This is a genomic window from Streptomyces sp. NBC_01723 (genome assembly GCF_036246005.1).
Classification (GTDB): Bacteria; Actinomycetota; Actinomycetes; order Streptomycetales; family Streptomycetaceae; genus Streptomyces.
The window spans coordinates 1,011,151-1,025,358 of the sequence record NZ_CP109171.1 but is presented as its reverse complement, the minus strand read 5'-3'; the positions used below and the strand labels follow the sequence as shown (position 1 = coordinate 1,025,358).

At 70.2% G+C, this 14,208-nt stretch carries 13 protein-coding genes; 9 read left to right on the top strand and 4 right to left on the bottom strand.

From position 1 onward, the window contains the following. Positions 1-76 precede the first annotated feature (76 nt). Positions 77-2,773 carry a pyruvate, phosphate dikinase gene (gene ppdK, locus OIE75_RS04870; protein ID WP_329469694.1) on the bottom strand — a complete coding sequence of 899 codons (2,697 nt, stop codon included), beginning with the start codon at positions 2,771-2,773 and terminating at the stop codon, positions 77-79. Between the two features lie 384 nt (positions 2,774-3,157). On the opposite strand from ppdK, the gene OIE75_RS04865 reads away from it, so the two are divergent. The 4 genes from OIE75_RS04865 to OIE75_RS04850 all read left to right on the top strand — a co-directional run bounded on the left by OIE75_RS04865 (position 3,158) and on the right by OIE75_RS04850 (position 7,442). Continuing rightward, on the top strand, positions 3,158-4,885 hold the full coding sequence (locus OIE75_RS04865; RefSeq protein WP_329469693.1) for an Acg family FMN-binding oxidoreductase: 1,728 nt from the start codon (positions 3,158-3,160) through the stop codon (positions 4,883-4,885). Between the two features lie 279 nt (positions 4,886-5,164). Next, complete coding sequence (locus tag OIE75_RS04860; RefSeq protein ID WP_329469692.1) at positions 5,165-5,896, top strand: helix-turn-helix domain-containing protein; 732 nt, start codon at positions 5,165-5,167, stop codon at positions 5,894-5,896. A gap of 255 nt (positions 5,897-6,151) precedes the next feature. Beyond that, entirely contained in the window at positions 6,152-6,784 is a 633-nt protein-coding gene (locus OIE75_RS04855; RefSeq protein ID WP_329469691.1) for a PAS and ANTAR domain-containing protein, read from the top strand. Positions 6,785-6,968: 184 nt separating this feature from the next. Beyond that, complete coding sequence (locus OIE75_RS04850; protein ID WP_307009967.1) at positions 6,969-7,442, top strand: universal stress protein; 474 nt, start codon at positions 6,969-6,971, stop codon at positions 7,440-7,442. Between the two features lie 661 nt (positions 7,443-8,103). Here the strand turns inward: OIE75_RS04850 and OIE75_RS04845 are convergent. Beyond that, on the bottom strand, positions 8,104-8,502 hold the full coding sequence (locus OIE75_RS04845) for a DUF302 domain-containing protein (protein WP_307009965.1): 399 nt from the start codon (positions 8,500-8,502) through the stop codon (positions 8,104-8,106). A 159-nt stretch (positions 8,503-8,661) separates the two neighbouring features. Between OIE75_RS04845 and OIE75_RS04840 the strand changes: the two genes are divergently transcribed. The 3 genes from OIE75_RS04840 (at position 8,662) to OIE75_RS04830 (ending at position 11,201) form a co-directional block, all read left to right on the top strand. Then, on the top strand, positions 8,662-10,026 hold the full coding sequence (locus OIE75_RS04840; protein WP_329469690.1) for an MBL fold metallo-hydrolase: 1,365 nt from the start codon (positions 8,662-8,664) through the stop codon (positions 10,024-10,026). 69 nt (positions 10,027-10,095) lie between these two features. Then, positions 10,096-10,461, top strand: a complete 366-nt coding sequence (locus OIE75_RS04835; RefSeq protein WP_307009962.1) for a rhodanese-like domain-containing protein — start codon at positions 10,096-10,098, stop codon at positions 10,459-10,461. Then, positions 10,458-11,201 carry a sulfite exporter TauE/SafE family protein gene (locus tag OIE75_RS04830; RefSeq protein ID WP_329469689.1) on the top strand — a complete coding sequence of 248 codons (744 nt, stop codon included), beginning with the start codon at positions 10,458-10,460 and terminating at the stop codon, positions 11,199-11,201. The genes OIE75_RS04835 and OIE75_RS04830 overlap by 4 nt, the downstream gene beginning before the upstream one ends. A 27-nt stretch (positions 11,202-11,228) precedes the next feature. On the opposite strand, the gene OIE75_RS04825 is transcribed toward OIE75_RS04830, so the two are convergent. Continuing rightward, a complete protein-coding gene (locus OIE75_RS04825) occupies positions 11,229-11,516 on the bottom strand; it encodes a metal-sensitive transcriptional regulator (RefSeq protein ID WP_307009959.1) in 288 nt (95 codons plus the stop codon). 79 nt (positions 11,517-11,595) lie between these two features. Here OIE75_RS04825 and OIE75_RS04820 point away from each other — a divergent pair, with 79 nt between their 5' ends. After that, positions 11,596-12,171 (top strand): rhodanese-like domain-containing protein, encoded by a 576-nt coding sequence (locus OIE75_RS04820; protein WP_329469688.1) that lies wholly within the window; start codon positions 11,596-11,598, stop codon positions 12,169-12,171. Positions 12,172-12,789: 618 nt separating this feature from the next. Here the strand turns inward: OIE75_RS04820 and OIE75_RS04815 are convergent. Next, complete coding sequence (locus tag OIE75_RS04815; protein ID WP_307009954.1) at positions 12,790-13,245, bottom strand: VOC family protein; 456 nt, start codon at positions 13,243-13,245, stop codon at positions 12,790-12,792. A gap of 200 nt (positions 13,246-13,445) precedes the next feature. Here OIE75_RS04815 and OIE75_RS04810 point away from each other — a divergent pair, with 200 nt between their 5' ends. Next, positions 13,446-14,198 carry a flavodoxin family protein gene (locus tag OIE75_RS04810; RefSeq protein ID WP_329469686.1) on the top strand — a complete coding sequence of 251 codons (753 nt, stop codon included), beginning with the start codon at positions 13,446-13,448 and terminating at the stop codon, positions 14,196-14,198. The last annotated feature ends 10 nt before the right edge of the window (positions 14,199-14,208 follow it).

The window sequence follows — 14,208 nt, the reverse complement described above, 5'->3', positions numbered from 1 at the left end:
TGCTGCGTAACGCCGCCGATGACGCCGGCGCCGCGGTCTTGGACATGCGCAGGCGTCGCCTCCAGTGCCGTGGCCCTCACCTGATGTCGGGTGGCGCTTCTCCCTTCAGCGCGGCCCGTCCGGCTTCCAGCCGGGCCACCGGGACCCGGAACGGTGAGCAGGACACGTAGTCGAGGCCGGCGGCGTGGAAGAAGTGCACCGACTCGGGGTCTCCACCGTGTTCGCCGCACACGCCCGTCTCCAGGGAGGGCCGAACGGAGCGGCCCTCGGCGACGGCGATCTCCACGAGCCGTCCGACGCCCTCGCGGTCGATCGTCTCGAAAGGTGAGGCGGTGAAGACCCCCTTGTCGAGGTAGGCGGAGAAGAAGGCCGCCTCGACGTCGTCGCGGGAGAAGCCCCAGGTTGTCTGGGTGAGGTCGTTGGTGCCGAAGGAGAAGAACTCCGCTTCCTCGGCGATCCGGCCGGCGGTGAGTGCGGCCCGCGGCAATTCGATCATGGTGCCGACCGGGCAGTCCACCGGGACGCCGGACGTGGCGGACACGTCGGCCAGGACGCGGTCCACCTCTTCGCGTACCAGCCGGAACTCGGTGACGTCGCCGACGAGCGGGACCATGATCTCCGCCTGCGGGCTGCCGCCCGCCCGGACACGCTCCACGACTGCCTCGGCCACCGCCCGGACCTGCATGGCGACCAGCCCGGGAACCACCAGGCCGAGACGGACGCCGCGCAGCCCGAGCATCGGATTCTCCTCGTGCATGCGGCTCACGGCGTCCAACAACTCGGCGTCGTGCCCGTCCGGGGTCTCGCCACGGGCCTCGGCGGCGGCGAGGCGGGTGGCGAGCCCGAGGCGGTCGGGGAGGAACTCGTGCAGGGGCGGGTCGAGGAGGCGGATGGTGACCGGCAGCCCGTCCATCGCCGCGAGGATGCCCGTGAAGTCCTGGCGTTGCAGCGGCAGGAGGGCCTCGAGCGCCCGGTCGCGGTCCGTATCACCGTCGGCCAGGATCATCCGCTCGACCAGCCTGCGCCGCTCGCCCAGGAACATGTGCTCGGTGCGGCACAGGCCGATGCCCTGGGCGCCGAACCGACGGGCGCGCGCGGCGTCCTCGGGGGTGTCGGCATTGGCCCTGACCTCCAGCCGCCGTACTTCGTCCGCGTGGTCCAGGGCACGCGTGACGGCGCCGACCAGCGCGTCCGGGATCCCGTCGGCGTCACCGGTTTCCAGCCGGTGCATCACCGCCGAGTCGACGAGCGGCACCGCGCCGGTGTACACCGTGCCCGCGGAGCCGTCCACGGAGAGCACGGTGCCCTCCTCGACGACGGTGCCGTCCCCTGTGGTGAGCCGCCGGGCCGCGGTGTCCACGACGATGTCCTCCGCACCGCAGACGCAGACCTTGCCCATGCCGCGTGCGACCACGGCCGCGTGCGACGTCTTGCCGCCCCGGCTGGTCAGCACCGCCCGGGCGGCGACCATGCCGGGGAGGTCGTCCGGATTGGTCTCCTGGCGCACCAGGACCACCGGCTCACCCGCGGCGTGGCGCCGTACCGCTTCCGCGGAGTCGAAGACGGCGGCGCCGACCGCGGCACCCGGCGAGGCCGGCAGGCCGCGTGTGAGCGGTTCGCCCGTCGTGGAGGCGTCGAAGCGGGGGAACATCAACCGCGCCAGTCCCTCCCCGCTCACCCGCGCCAGGGCCTCGTCCGCGCCGATGAGGCCCTCGTCCGTCAGGGCTGCGGCGATGGCGAAGGCCGCCTCGGCGGTGCGCTTGCCCACCCGGGTCTGCAGCATCCACAGCTTTCCGCGCTCGATGGTGAACTCGATGTCGCACAGGTCGCGGTAATGCCGTTCCAGTGTCCGCATGTGCTCCCGGAGCTGCCTGTAGGAGTGCGGGTCCAGGCGCTCGAGCCCGGCGAGAGGAACGGTGTTACGGATACCGGCGACGACGTCCTCGCCCTGCGCGTCGGGCAGGTAGTCGCCGTACAGACCGGGCCGTCCAGTGGCCGGATCGCGGGTGAAGGCGACGCCGCTGCCGGAGTCGGCCCCGAGATTGCCGAAGACCATGCGCTGCACGTTGACGGCGGTCCCCAGGTCGTCCGGGATGTGCTCGCGGCGCCGGTACAGCCGAGCCCGTTCACCGTTCCACGACATGAACACGGCGAGGACAGCTCGCCGGAGCTGGTCTGCCGGGGACTGCGGGAACTCCTCGCCGGTCTCGCTTCGGATGAGCTCCTTGTACGACTCCACGAGCCCGGCAAGGTCGCCGGCCTCGAGGTGCACGTCGTCCGGAACTCCTCGCAGCACCTTCAGCCGGTCCAGCGCCGCCTCGAACCTGGGGGCCTCGACGCCCATCACGGTACTGCCGAACATCTGTACGAGGCGACGGTAGGAGTCCCAGGCGAAGCGCTCACTCCCGGACGCCTTCGCCAGCCCGCCCACCGAGTCGTCGTTCAGCCCGACGTCGAGGATGGTCTCCATCATGCCGGGCATGGAGAACCGGGCGCCCGAGCGGACGGACACCAGCAGCGGATCGTCCCGCTGCCCCAGGCGCCGTCCGGCCGCCTCCTCCAGCCCGCCCAGGTGTGAGGACAGCTCGCGTGCGAGGCCCGCGGGCTCCGTGCCGGTGGCGAGGAAGTCCCGGCACGCCTCCGTGGTGAGGGTGAAGCCCGGTGGGACCGGCAGACCGAGCCGGGTCATCTCGGCCAGGTTGGCGCCCTTGCCGCCGAGCAGGCCGGCCCTCTCGCGCCCGCCGTCGGTGAAGTCGTACACGTACCGGACCATGACGCCCGCTCCTCGGCTCGGAGGGTGTGTGCCGTTCCCAGCGTCTCCCCACCGGTCGGCGCGGTGCGAGGGCCGCCGGTCCCGTGAAGGGGGCCGGTCGGTCCTCCCGGCCTCCGGACCGGCCCGGCGGCGACGGTGACCAGCACTCTGCCGTAACCCCCACCGGACCGCCTCGGCGTCCGCATCCCGACCCGGCATGTCCTCGTACCCGGCTGGACCGAGGACCTGGAGGCGGTGTCTGCCTCCCCCCGCCTCGGGGCGACGAGCCGCAGCACGGCGGGAACACCGGCCCCGTGGGAGGGCCCGTTCGGCCCAAGCCACCACGGCCTCGAAGGCTCACCCTGGCCATGTGGGGAGTCCCACCCCCATGCGCGGGAGGAAACGATGTACGGCTCCGACTACACCGTGAGTGACGTGATGACCCGCTCCGTCGTGGCGCTCACCGCCGGGGCGCCTTTCAAGGACATCGTGCGCACCGTGCGGACCCGGCGGATCAGCGCCCTCCCCGTGGTCGACGTGGGGAACCGCGTGGTCGGGGTCGTGTCCGAGGCTGACCTGCTGCGCAAGGAGGAGTTCCGCGACAGCGATCAGCACATGCAGCGCAAGACCGGGTCCGTCTCGGCCCACGACAAGGCCCGAGGGGTGACGGCGGCGGACCTGATGACGTCTCCCGCCGTCACGGTGCACGCCGACGAGACCCTGGCCGGAGCCGCCCGCGTCATGGCACGCCGTGGCATCAAACGCATGCCCGTGGTGGACGACGACGGCGTACTGCGGGGGATCGTCAGCCGTGGTGATCTGTTGAGAGTCTTCCTGAGGCCAGACCAAGAGATCGCCGAGGAAGTCCTGCGCGAGGTCCTCGACGGCCGTCTCCCCGACAGCGCGGGTGCGCTTCGGGTCGAGGTCCACGAAGGTGTGGTCACGCTCGCCGGCGAGGTCGGCGACACCGCTGTCGTCCCGCTGGTCGAAGGACTGACGCGCTCGGTCGAGGGGGTGGTCGACGTTCGTTGTGAGCTGACCGGTCCCCGCCACCGACAGGCGGACGCGCCGGCGTCGGAGAGCGACTTTTCAGGCGGCGACAAGGAAGCCGCTCTCCGGCGAGCGGACGAGGAGACACCTGTGAACGACCGAGCACCATCCGACGAACAGGTGATCAGTCTGGTCGGCGACGCCGTAGCGGCCCCGTCGATGCACAACGCGCAACCCTGGCGCTTCCGCTACGTTCGGCACACCCGTACGTTCGAGCTCCATGCGGACTACGACCGCGCCATGCCTTATTCGGATCCACGGACCCGAGGTCTCCACATCGGCTGCGGTGCCGCCTTGCTGAATCTGAGGGCAGCCCTGGCCGACGAAGGCTGGCAGGCGGAGACCTGGCTACTGCCCCACCCAGAGCAACCGTCGCTCGTCGCGACCGTCCGGGTTTCCGGGCGCGGTGCTGGTGACCGCGATCTGGCCGCGCTGCACAAGGCCGTCGCCGAACGGCACAGCAGCCGCTTTCCCTTCGAGGAGAAGCGGATTCCCGACGGCCTGCGCGACGCGCTGGCGGAAGCAGCCCGCCGCGAGGGAGCCAGGTTGGTCTACCCGGCATCGTGGCACCTACAACATGTGCTGGAGCTCGTGCGCGAGGCCGACGCCCGTGGTCTCACCGACAGCGAGTCCGACCGGGAACTGGCGGAATGGACGCGCACCGATGCGCCTTCGGTGAAGTGCGCGGCCGATGGAGTACCGGCGTATGCCTTCGGCCCGGTCCGGAGCGGGGGCAAGGCGCCAATGAGGGACTTCGCGGGCCCGCGTCGGGTGAGCGGGCGCAACAGCGCGGTCTTCGAAACCGCCCCCCAGATCGCCTGCATCAGCACGACGCACGACCGCCCGGAAGACTGGGTGAAAGCAGGCCAGGCCCTGGAGCGCGTCCTGCTGCTGGCGACGGCCGAGGGCCTCGTCTGCTCCCTCGCCACACAACCTCTCGAACGGCCCGACCTGCGGTGGCTGCTTCGCGATCCGAAGACCGGCGCGGGACACCCGCAGATGCTGCTGAGGCTGGGATACGGCCCCGTGGGGCCCCGTACACCCCGACGCCCCGTGGCCGATGTGCTCGAAATCCAACATTGAGACAACCAGGGGCGGTCGGAAGCTCCACGGCCGAGGCGCATGAGGAGCGGCCCCACCTCGGGACCCGGGAGCACCCCTGGATCTGTACGTGGCTCGTCCTTTTCGGCGCCGTGATCTTGCAGGCTTCGTTGCGAGGAGGAGTAGGGCGCGGAGGGCACCGCAGTGACTGTTCCTGGCAGGGTGACTCAGACCCGCGGCTGACGGCGATTGTGCTGCGCTGGCGGACTGCACAGGTCTCTGGTCCCCTGAAAGAAGGCTGACTAAGCGGGGTGGACCATCGTGCCAGGGGATCGAGAGCGCTCGGAAGCAGGCACCGACGCGTCCTCCGGAGAGGAGCGTGTGGCCGATCGAATAGCTGTGCTCCGGGAGCGGCTGGGCATGTCCAGAAACGAGCTGGCCCTGCGAGCCGGCATGTCCCTGGTGTACCTGCGCGAGGTGGAGAATCGGGCGGGGGACTTCGACCCCGATGCGCTCGCGCGGCTCGCTGGAGTGCTGGAAGTGTCGCTCGAGGAACTTACGGCGGGACGGCCCGATGCGCCGCCCGGCAGGGGATCGGGGGTCTCCCGCCCGGTCCTGCAGCGTCTGTCCACGCAGGAATGCTGGCAGCGGCTGGGAACGCACGGAATTGGCCGCATCGGCTACTCGGCTGGTTCGGCCACCGGCGCGCCAGTAGTGGTTCCGGTCAACTTCTTCGTCGACGGACGAAGCGTGGTCTACCGCACGGATCCGGCAGGCGCGGCCGGGGTCCCTGCCGACGTCCAAGTCGCCTTCGAGGTCGATCACATCGACGAGGCCACCGGCGTGGGCTGGAGTGTCCTGATCACAGGTACCGTCGAGCACCCGGCAGACCATGATGCCCTCGAGGCCGTCGCCCGCCATCTCGGGGCGGGGCCCTGGGCGGGGGGCAGGCGCGACTTGTGGGTTCGTGTCCGGCCGCGCGAGGTCAGCGGCCGTGTCATCCGGCAGATGCTTGCGCAAGAGCCCCCTCTACGGGGCCCCTCAGCCCCGTAGAGGGCCAGACCGCCGCGATCACGAGCGGTGCGAGGGGCCGTCTCCGATGCGCCGGATCCGCCCTGGCCCCCGAAACTCGTGTTGCGCCGCGCCACGGCAGCGGGGACCGCAGAGCCGCTGCGACGGCACGGAGTGAACAGACTGACTCAACGGTGCCGCCGCCACCGTGACGCGGAGTACCCGCGGTCCGCGTCACACTGGAATCAGAACACCGGTGCAAGGGCGCTTCCGAGGGAGATGGCCGTGTTGCGGGGCGTGGCGACGAACGAACCGGCGGCGGAGGAACCGCTGACCGGGGTGTTCGTCTACAAAGTGGAAGAGGACGCCTGGTGGTGGTCCGACGACATGTACCGACTCCTCGGTTACGTTCCCGACGAAGTCGTTCCGACCAGCGAGCGGTTGCGTGAACACCAGGATCCTGAGGATCGGGACAGAGTCACCGTCGCGATGGACAGCGTACGAGCCGACGGCAAACCCTTCGGCTGTTACCACAGGCTGAGGGACGTCGCCGGTGACGACCACGCTGTCGTCTTGGCGGCAGACGGCAGGACTGACGAGCAGGGCAAGGTGGTTACGGTGCGGGGCTTCGTCGTCGACGTCACCCAGTCGGTTGTCACGCATGCCAAGGACCTTGCCGAGAGCGATGTCACCAGGGCTCGGGCCAGCCAGGAGGACATTGATCTGGCGCGCGGCATGTTGATGGCTCAGTACGGTGTCGATGCCGCGGTCGCCATGCGTCTGCTGCGTCGGCTTTCCCAGCAGACGAATCGCAAGCTGCGAGACCTGGCACGGGAACTGCTGGCAGCGGCACCCACTCCGACGGCGGAGGCTCGGCAGGACCTCTCGCGGCGCGTCGGCTCGGTTCTCTATCCCGGAAGCGCCGACTGAGTGAAGGCCGGCTCCATGGGACATGGGCCGTGGTGGCCATTCGAGGCCCGGTGGAGCGCCTGATGGTCGCTCGGCGCTGATCTCGCCTCGTCGATCACCGACGGGAAGATTTTCGCGGTGGCGAAGGTGACGCACGGCGAGGAAAGTGGGAGAGGGGAATCAGGCAGAGCCAGGCAGGTGCGTAATGAATGACGTGGCAGCGCCCCCTCCTCGTATCGTCGTGGGTGTGGACGGTTCAGAGTCCTCGAAGACCGCGCTCCAGTGGGCCGTGGATCAGGCGCGGATGACCGGCGCGGCAGTGGACGTGGTGCTCGCGTGGGAGGATCCGGTCCACTGGCACGGGTTGGTCCCGCCCACGGACAAGGAAACTGGTGACTTCGAGGTTCGCGCACGCGAAGCCTTGAACGGCACCATCGACGACGTCCTGGGTCCCGGACCGGCGCGACCGGTGGCCATGCGGCTCGAGGTGACTGCCGGGCACCCAGCTGCCGTCCTGCTGCACGCTGCTGTGGGTGCTGACCTTCTGGTGGTAGGCAATCGAGGACGTGGAGCCTTCCGCGAGGCGTTGGTGGGCTCGGTGGGCATGCACTGTGTTCAGCATGCCCCCTGCCCCGTCGTCGTGGTTCGGCATGCCCCCGGCGTCACCGGCGGCCCGTGAGGTCCGGTGAGCGACCTCGGCCCCATGCGCTGCGGGCAGTTCCCGGTCCTGTTGGCGCGGCCGGACGTCGAGGCAGGTTCTCCAGGCCGGTCTGACAGTCGACCATCGTGTGTTCCGTCAGGCCCTCGCTGGGCGAGGTCATCCGGCCCAGCGCCCCTTCGAGGGGGTCGGGGGAGGGTGCGTGCCTTCGTGCATGCGCGGGGCGTGGTCCGGATCTGGGCGCCGTGGGTCGGGTGACGTCCCTGGTGGGGTGAGGGGGGCGTGCTGGAGAGGGCGGCATTCTTCGACCAAGGCCCCGGAGTCAGCGGAAGGAGTCAGCGGAAGGTGCTCTCCCTGCCGAGGTCGTTGTCGCCGGCGACGTCCAGAAGTTCGGCGGGCCAGAGCCCTCGGTGTGGCGCGACGCCCTCCAGTAGTCGGTTCCAGGCCCGTCACAGAGATGAACGGCTTGCCCGCGCGTGGCTGCTTCGGGCGGCCCTTCGCTCTCTGGACCCGGTGACGGCGCGGTGTCGTCCGAGGCGACGAAACCGGCCGTGGGAGCCGGACCCCGCGGAGCAGCCCGGGACACCTCCCACAGTCGGATGATCTGCCTCCCGGGCTTCGTCCCCCGACCAAGGTGCGCGCCTTGGAGGCCTTCCCGTTCAGCCTGTCGCCGGCACGGCGTTCAGTCCTCGGAGCCCGTGAGGGAGGCGAGGGCTGCGTCGAGGCGGCGGGTGGCTTCCTCGGCCACGGGTGCCATGGCGTCGAGGCCGGTGAGGGTGACCATGGTGCCGGGATCGACGGCCTGGACGATGACTTGGTCTCCGTCGGACCGGACGACCACGTTGCAGGGCAGCAGCAGCCCGATCGAGCGGTCGGCTTCGAGTGCCTGGTGGGCGAGGGGCGGATTGCAGGCCCCCAGGATCAAATAGGGCTCCATGTCATGGCCGAGCTTGGCCTTCAAGGTCGCCTGCACGTCGATCTCGGTCAGGACTCCGAATCCCTGGTCGGCCAGGGCGCGGCGGACGTCCTGCTGTACTCGGTCGAACGGTGCCTGCACGGTCACGGTGCGGTCGTAGGTCACGTGACTTCCTCCTCAACTCTCACTGCGGCGTGGTTCGGGTGCTCCCCTCGGAGCCCCGCTGTGCCGGTTGCCACTCTCTGAAATATACCCCCCGGGGTAAAGGTGTTAGGGTCGATTGCATACCCCCGGGGGTAATTTCCGTGCGGAAGGAGTGTCGAGGTGTTCTTCGTTGACGTGATCGAGTTGGAGGGTCTGGGCAACCGCAGCTACATCGCCGGCGGCGAGTCGGCGGCGGTGGCGGTCGACCCGCCGAGGGACATCGACCAGGTACTGGCCGCCGCGGCGCGGCGAGGGGTGCGTATCTCCCACGTGGTGGAGACCCACATCCACAACGACTACGTCACCGGTGGCCTGGAGCTGGCCCGGATCACCGGCGCCGTCTACCTGGTGCCATCCGGTGCGCATGTCTCCTTCGCCAGGACCCCGGTCTCCGACGGGGACGAGGTCGACATCGATCCCGGCGCCGGTCTGAGTCTTGCGGCTGTTGCCACGCCTGGGCACACGCCGCACCACACCGCCTACGTCCTGCGGGAGGCGGATCGACCTGTCGCGGCGTTTACGGGCGGCTCGCTGCTGATCGGCACGGTGGGCCGTCCCGACCTCGTCGAGCCGAGGCTGACCGAGCAGCTGGCTCGCGCTCAGCACGCCTCCGCGCGCCGGCTCGCCGACGCCCTGCCCGACGATACCCAGGTCCTTCCCACCCACGGCTTCGGCAGTTTCTGCTCGTCGGCGCAGGCGGATGTCGAGTCCACGACGATCGGCAAGGAGAAGGCCGCGAACACGGCGCTGACCGTAGATGTGGAGACCTTCGTCGCCGATCTGCTCGCGGGCTTGGAGGACGTGCCCGCCTACTACGCGCACATGGGACCGGCCAACGCGGGCGGCCCCGACCCGGTCGACATGACCCCGCCCGCCGTCGCCGACCCGCACGAGATCGCCGCGCGCCTGGCGGCAGGGGAGTGGGTCGTGGACCTGCGCAGCCGGATCGCCTTTGCCGAAGGGCATGTGGCGGGCTCGTTCAACTTCGAGGCGGACGGCAAGCTGGCCACCTATCTGGCCTGGATGATCCCGTGGGGCAAGCCGGTCACCCTGCTCGCCGAGACGGCCGAGCAACTGGCGGCGGCACAGCGGGAACTGGTCCGGGTCGGCATCGACCGGCCGGCCGCCGCGGCGACCGGCGGTCCCCGCAGGTGGCTGCGGGAGGGCGACAAGCCGGCTTCGTTCCCGCGGGCGGCGTTCGCGGAACTCGCGGACCAGGATCGCGACGGGATCGTGGTCCTGGACGTACGCCGTGACTCCGAGCGCGCCGAGGGCTGGATCGCCGGTTCGGTCCACATTCCGATCCATCAGGTGCACCGGCGCCTCGGTGAAGTGCCGGACGGCACGGTCTGGGTGCACTGCGCGGGCGGCATGCGCGCGGGCATCGCCGCCTCGCTCCTGGATGCCGCCGGTCGCCGGGTGGTCGCCGTGGACGACGGCTTCGACGCCGCCGCCGACGCCGGGCTGAGCATCGTCACCGGCTGAGCGCACTTGTCCGGGCCCACGTCCGGGGGCCGTAAAAGAGCGAATGACGAGAGAAAGGCGAGAGTGCTGATGTTCTTGTTCCGAAAGAGCGAGAGGCGCGTGTCCGCGGACGAAGCGCGCACTCGTACCGGTGGTGAGCCGCCCGAGGCCGTCCTGCTGGACGTGCGGGAGCGGCCCGAGTGGAAGTCCGGGCACGCCCCCGGCGCCGTGCACGCTCCGTTGACGGGCCTGGCCACGGGCGCGTCCCTGCCCGCCTCCGCCCAGGGACGTCCGCTGGTCGTGATCTGCCGCAGCGGTCACCGTTCGCAGCAGGCCGCGAAGCTGCTGGCCGAACGGGGCGCGGACGCGGTGGACGTGAAGGGCGGCATGAACGCGTGGGCCGCCGCCGGGTATCCGGTCGTCGACGAGCGCGGAAACAGTGGCTCAATAGCGTGAGCATCCTCGTCCTCGCCCTGGTCGCCGGGGCCGTCATCGGTCTGGCCCTCGGTGCCCTGGGTGGCGGCGGCAGCGTGCTCGCGGTCCCCGCCCTGATCTACCTGCTCGGCTTCTCCCCGGCGTCGGCGACCACCGCCAGTCTGATCATCGTCACCGCGACCTCCGCCACCGCCCTCTACGCCCACACCCGCGACGGCAACGTCGCCTGGAGGACCGGGGCGCTCTTCGCGGCGGCAGGTATCGTGCCGGCCTTCCTCGCGGGCGCCGCAGCGGGCCACCTACCGGCACGCGTCCTCACCGGAGCCTTCTCCGCCGTAGCAGCCCTGGCCGCTGTGCGAATGCTCTGCCCGACCGACTCCGAGCCGCCGGAGCGGGTGCGCCCCGCCAGGGCGCTCCGCGCCGGCGCCGGACTCGGCGCGGTGACCGGGTTCCTCGGCGTCGGCGGCGGGTTCCTCGCCGTCCCGGCCCTGGTGGGCGCTCTGGGCCTGCGGATGAAGCACGCGGTGGGCACCAGCCTGCTGGTCATCACCGTCAACTCACTCGCGGCGCTCACCGCGCGAACGGACGCGGGCGGGGACCTGCGCTGGGAGGTGATCGCCCCCTTCGCCGGCGCGGCGATCCTGGGCGCCTGGGACGGCAAGCGTCTCGCCACGAAGATCACCGGAGAGAGACTGCAACGCGTCTTTGCGTTCGTTCTGCTGGCCGTGGCGGCCGTGATGCTCATCGACGTGGTCGTCTGAGCCGCACGCCGCCGCCCCGCGGTGGGGTCAGGCCAGGGACAGGAACAGCTTCTCCAGCCGGCCGCGCAGCTCGTCGCGGTCCTCGGGAGTGCGGCTGCCGTCCTCCACCTCGGTCAGGCACTGCTGGAGCCCGGTGGCGATGATCGCGAACCCAGCCCGGTCCAACGCCCGCGACGCGGCGGCCAGTTGCGTCACGACCTCCTCGCAGTCCCGGCCCTCCTCGATCATCCGGATCACCCCGGAGATCTGCCCCTGCGCGCGGCGCAGCCGGTTCAGGACCGCCTTCAGCTCCGCAGCCGCCAGATCAAGTTCCATCTTCACTCCTCATTGCATACCCCCAGGGGTAATATACTCCCCCTCCGGGGCCCCGCCCAAAGCAAAGGACGACCCTTCCATGACCACGCGCACCACCCTCGGCACCGGTGAGGCCAGCACCCGCCTGCACGAACTGACCGTGATCGACGTCCGCACGCCGGGCGAGTACGCGGGCGGTCACCTGCCCGGCGCTTTCAACATCCCCCTGGACCAGGTCCAGCGGGCGCTGCCCGACATCAGGCATGCTGCCGAGCGCGGAGACGTCCTGGTCGTCTGCGCTTCCGGAGCCCGCTCCGAGAACGCCTGCCGCGTCCTCGCCGACAACGGCATCGCCACCGCCACCCTCTCCGGAGGCACGGGAGCATGGGCCGCCGACGGCCACGACCTGCACCGCCCCGAAGGCGCGGCCCCTGCCCCCTGGGGCATGGAACGCCAAGTCCGCCTCACGGCCGGCACGCTCGTCCTGCTCGGCCTCCTTCTCGGACACCTGGTACACCCGGCCTTCCAGGTCCTCTCGGCGTGCATCGCCGCCGGACTGGTCTTCTCCGCCCTCACCAACACCTGCGGCATGGCCGCCATCCTCGCCAAGCTGCCGCACAACCGTCCCCGCGCCGCCGACCTCGACGACACCCTGGCGAAGCTCCGGGACCGCTGAGCAGGGAGAGGGGCGGGAATCCGGTTCTCCGAGTCCCTGAGCCACCCGCGTCGGCCCCTCGTCGCCGAGCGACGGCTCATTGCTCCATGGCGCTGTGCCGGTCCACCACCGACCCGGCCGCAGTGCGGGAGTGGCCCAAGGGGTGGAACGGACCGGTACGACTGCGGCGTGTCCGCGCTGTACGCAAGGCGGACATGCCGCCCAAGGACAGAGGCCGCCACTGACAAGGATGACCCGGGATCCCGACAGCAGACTCTCCCGCCGCCACACCCGCCTCGAGCCGCTTGCTGGAGACCAGACGGCCGTGCGCCCGCTCGTGGTGGATGCAGTTGCCCGATCAGCGGGGCTCGGAGCACTCCTGGGTGGCATGCCGCGCATGACGTCGCGTGGAGCTCGCGCTCGTGAGTGGGGTCGGGGTTGTCCTGGCGGAGGTTGGCGGACACCAACAGGGACAACCCCGACCGCCAGGTCCGGCTGAGCTTCCTGGGCTGAGCAGGATCGTTTTGGGTGTGGCCGCCGGATCTCCGTACGGTGCGTCACCGACCCGATGACCCGGCCGAACTCTGACGCGGTCGCCGCCCCGAGAACCACAGCCCGTGCGAGGGAACGGACCGTCCGTTACCCGTCAGCGCCCGCGGGTGGGTCGGCGAAGACACCTTTCAGCATCCCGGTGGCCTGCCCCACCTCGATCAGGTAGCCGTCCGGGTCCCTCATGTAACAACGCACCTCCGCCTTACGATCGATCGGCTCGGTCACGAACCGCGCCCCCTTCGCGCTCGCATCCGCATAGAAGGCGGCGATGTCGGCCACCCGAACGTTGAGGAAGCCGGACACCCTCGCCGGGTCTCCCGGCGGCTCCAGCGAGATGCCGGGCTTGTCGGGGGTGGGGCCGCCCCCGGGATTCATGATGATCCAGCTGTTGGCGACCTTCACGATGGCCGGGTTCTCCTCCAGCACGATCTCCCCGCCCAGGACATCGGCGTAGAAGCGCCGGGAGACCGCCACGTCGCGGACGGTCAGGAAGTGAGTGAGGACCAGCCCCTCGGCCGGAGCCGGTAGGTCTTGCTGCGCCATCGTCCATACCTCCTGAACGGAGTGTGGGGATCGAACGGACATGAGCCGAGTGCCCGCCTCCGGCCGCGCCCAGGCATCCCCGCACCCCGATCTCCTCGCCCCCGGTGGGCGTGGCGGAAGCGGCAAACTTCCTGTGCCGACCTACGGTGCTGGTCGCGGCGCTCTCGAACTGCTCACCACGCACCCAAGGGGAACCGATCATGGCAGGACCCGGAACGGAAGCAGGCGCGAGGTCCACAGACGGGACCGGACCTCGTTTCGACGGGCTGCGGGCACTGTTCGTCAACGCCACCCTCAAACGGTCACCTGAGGTCAGCAACACCGGCGGCCTCATCGACCGCAGCGTGGCGATCATGCGGCAGCACGGAGCGCAGGCCGACATCGTCCGGGCCGCCGACCACGACATCGCCACCGGCGTCTGGCCGGACATGACCGAGCACGGCGCCGCACTGGACGAGTGGCCCCAGCTCTACCGTCGTGTGATGGACGCGGACATCCTGGTCCTGTGCGGCCCCGTCTGGCTCGGTGACAACAGCTCCGTCATGAAGCAGGTCATCGAGCGCCTGTACGCCTGTTCCAGCATGCTCAACGACGCAGGTCAGTATGCCTACTACGGCCGGGTCGCCGGCTGTCTGATCACCGGCAACGAAGACGGCGCCAAGCACTGTGCCATGAACGTCCTTTACAGCCTGCAGCACCTGGGCTACACCATCCCGCCGCAGGCAGACGCGGCCTGGGTCGGAGAGGCCGGGCCGGGACCGTCATATCTGGACGCCGCCTCCGGTGGGCCGGACAATGAATTCACCAACCGCAACACCACCTTCATGACCTACAACCTGCTCCACCTGGCGGCGATGCTGCGCGCAGCCGGAGGCATCCCGCCATATGGCAACCAGCGCACCGCATGGGACGCCGGTTGCCGCGCCGACTCCAGCAACCCGGAACACCGATAGCCGAAGCGGA

Bases quoted from the DNA above. Each gene is read 5' to 3' on its own strand.
- OIE75_RS04835 (WP_307009962.1), top strand. From the start codon at position 10,096: ATGTTCTTGTTCCGAAAGAGCGAGAGGCGCGTGTCCGCGGACGAAGCG.
- OIE75_RS04810 (WP_329469686.1), top strand. From the start codon at position 13,446: ATGGCAGGACCCGGAACGGAAGCAGGCGCGAGGTCCACAGACGGGACC.
- OIE75_RS04820 (WP_329469688.1), top strand. From the start codon at position 11,596: ATGACCACGCGCACCACCCTCGGCACCGGTGAGGCCAGCACCCGCCTG.
- OIE75_RS04825 (WP_307009959.1), bottom strand. From the start codon at position 11,516: ATGGAACTTGATCTGGCGGCTGCGGAGCTGAAGGCGGTCCTGAACCGG.
- OIE75_RS04850 (WP_307009967.1), top strand. From the start codon at position 6,969: ATGAATGACGTGGCAGCGCCCCCTCCTCGTATCGTCGTGGGTGTGGAC.
- OIE75_RS04865 (WP_329469693.1), top strand. From the start codon at position 3,158: ATGTACGGCTCCGACTACACCGTGAGTGACGTGATGACCCGCTCCGTC.
- OIE75_RS04815 (WP_307009954.1), bottom strand. From the start codon at position 13,245: ATGGCGCAGCAAGACCTACCGGCTCCGGCCGAGGGGCTGGTCCTCACT.
- ppdK (WP_329469694.1), bottom strand. From the start codon at position 2,773: ATGGTCCGGTACGTGTACGACTTCACCGACGGCGGGCGCGAGAGGGCC.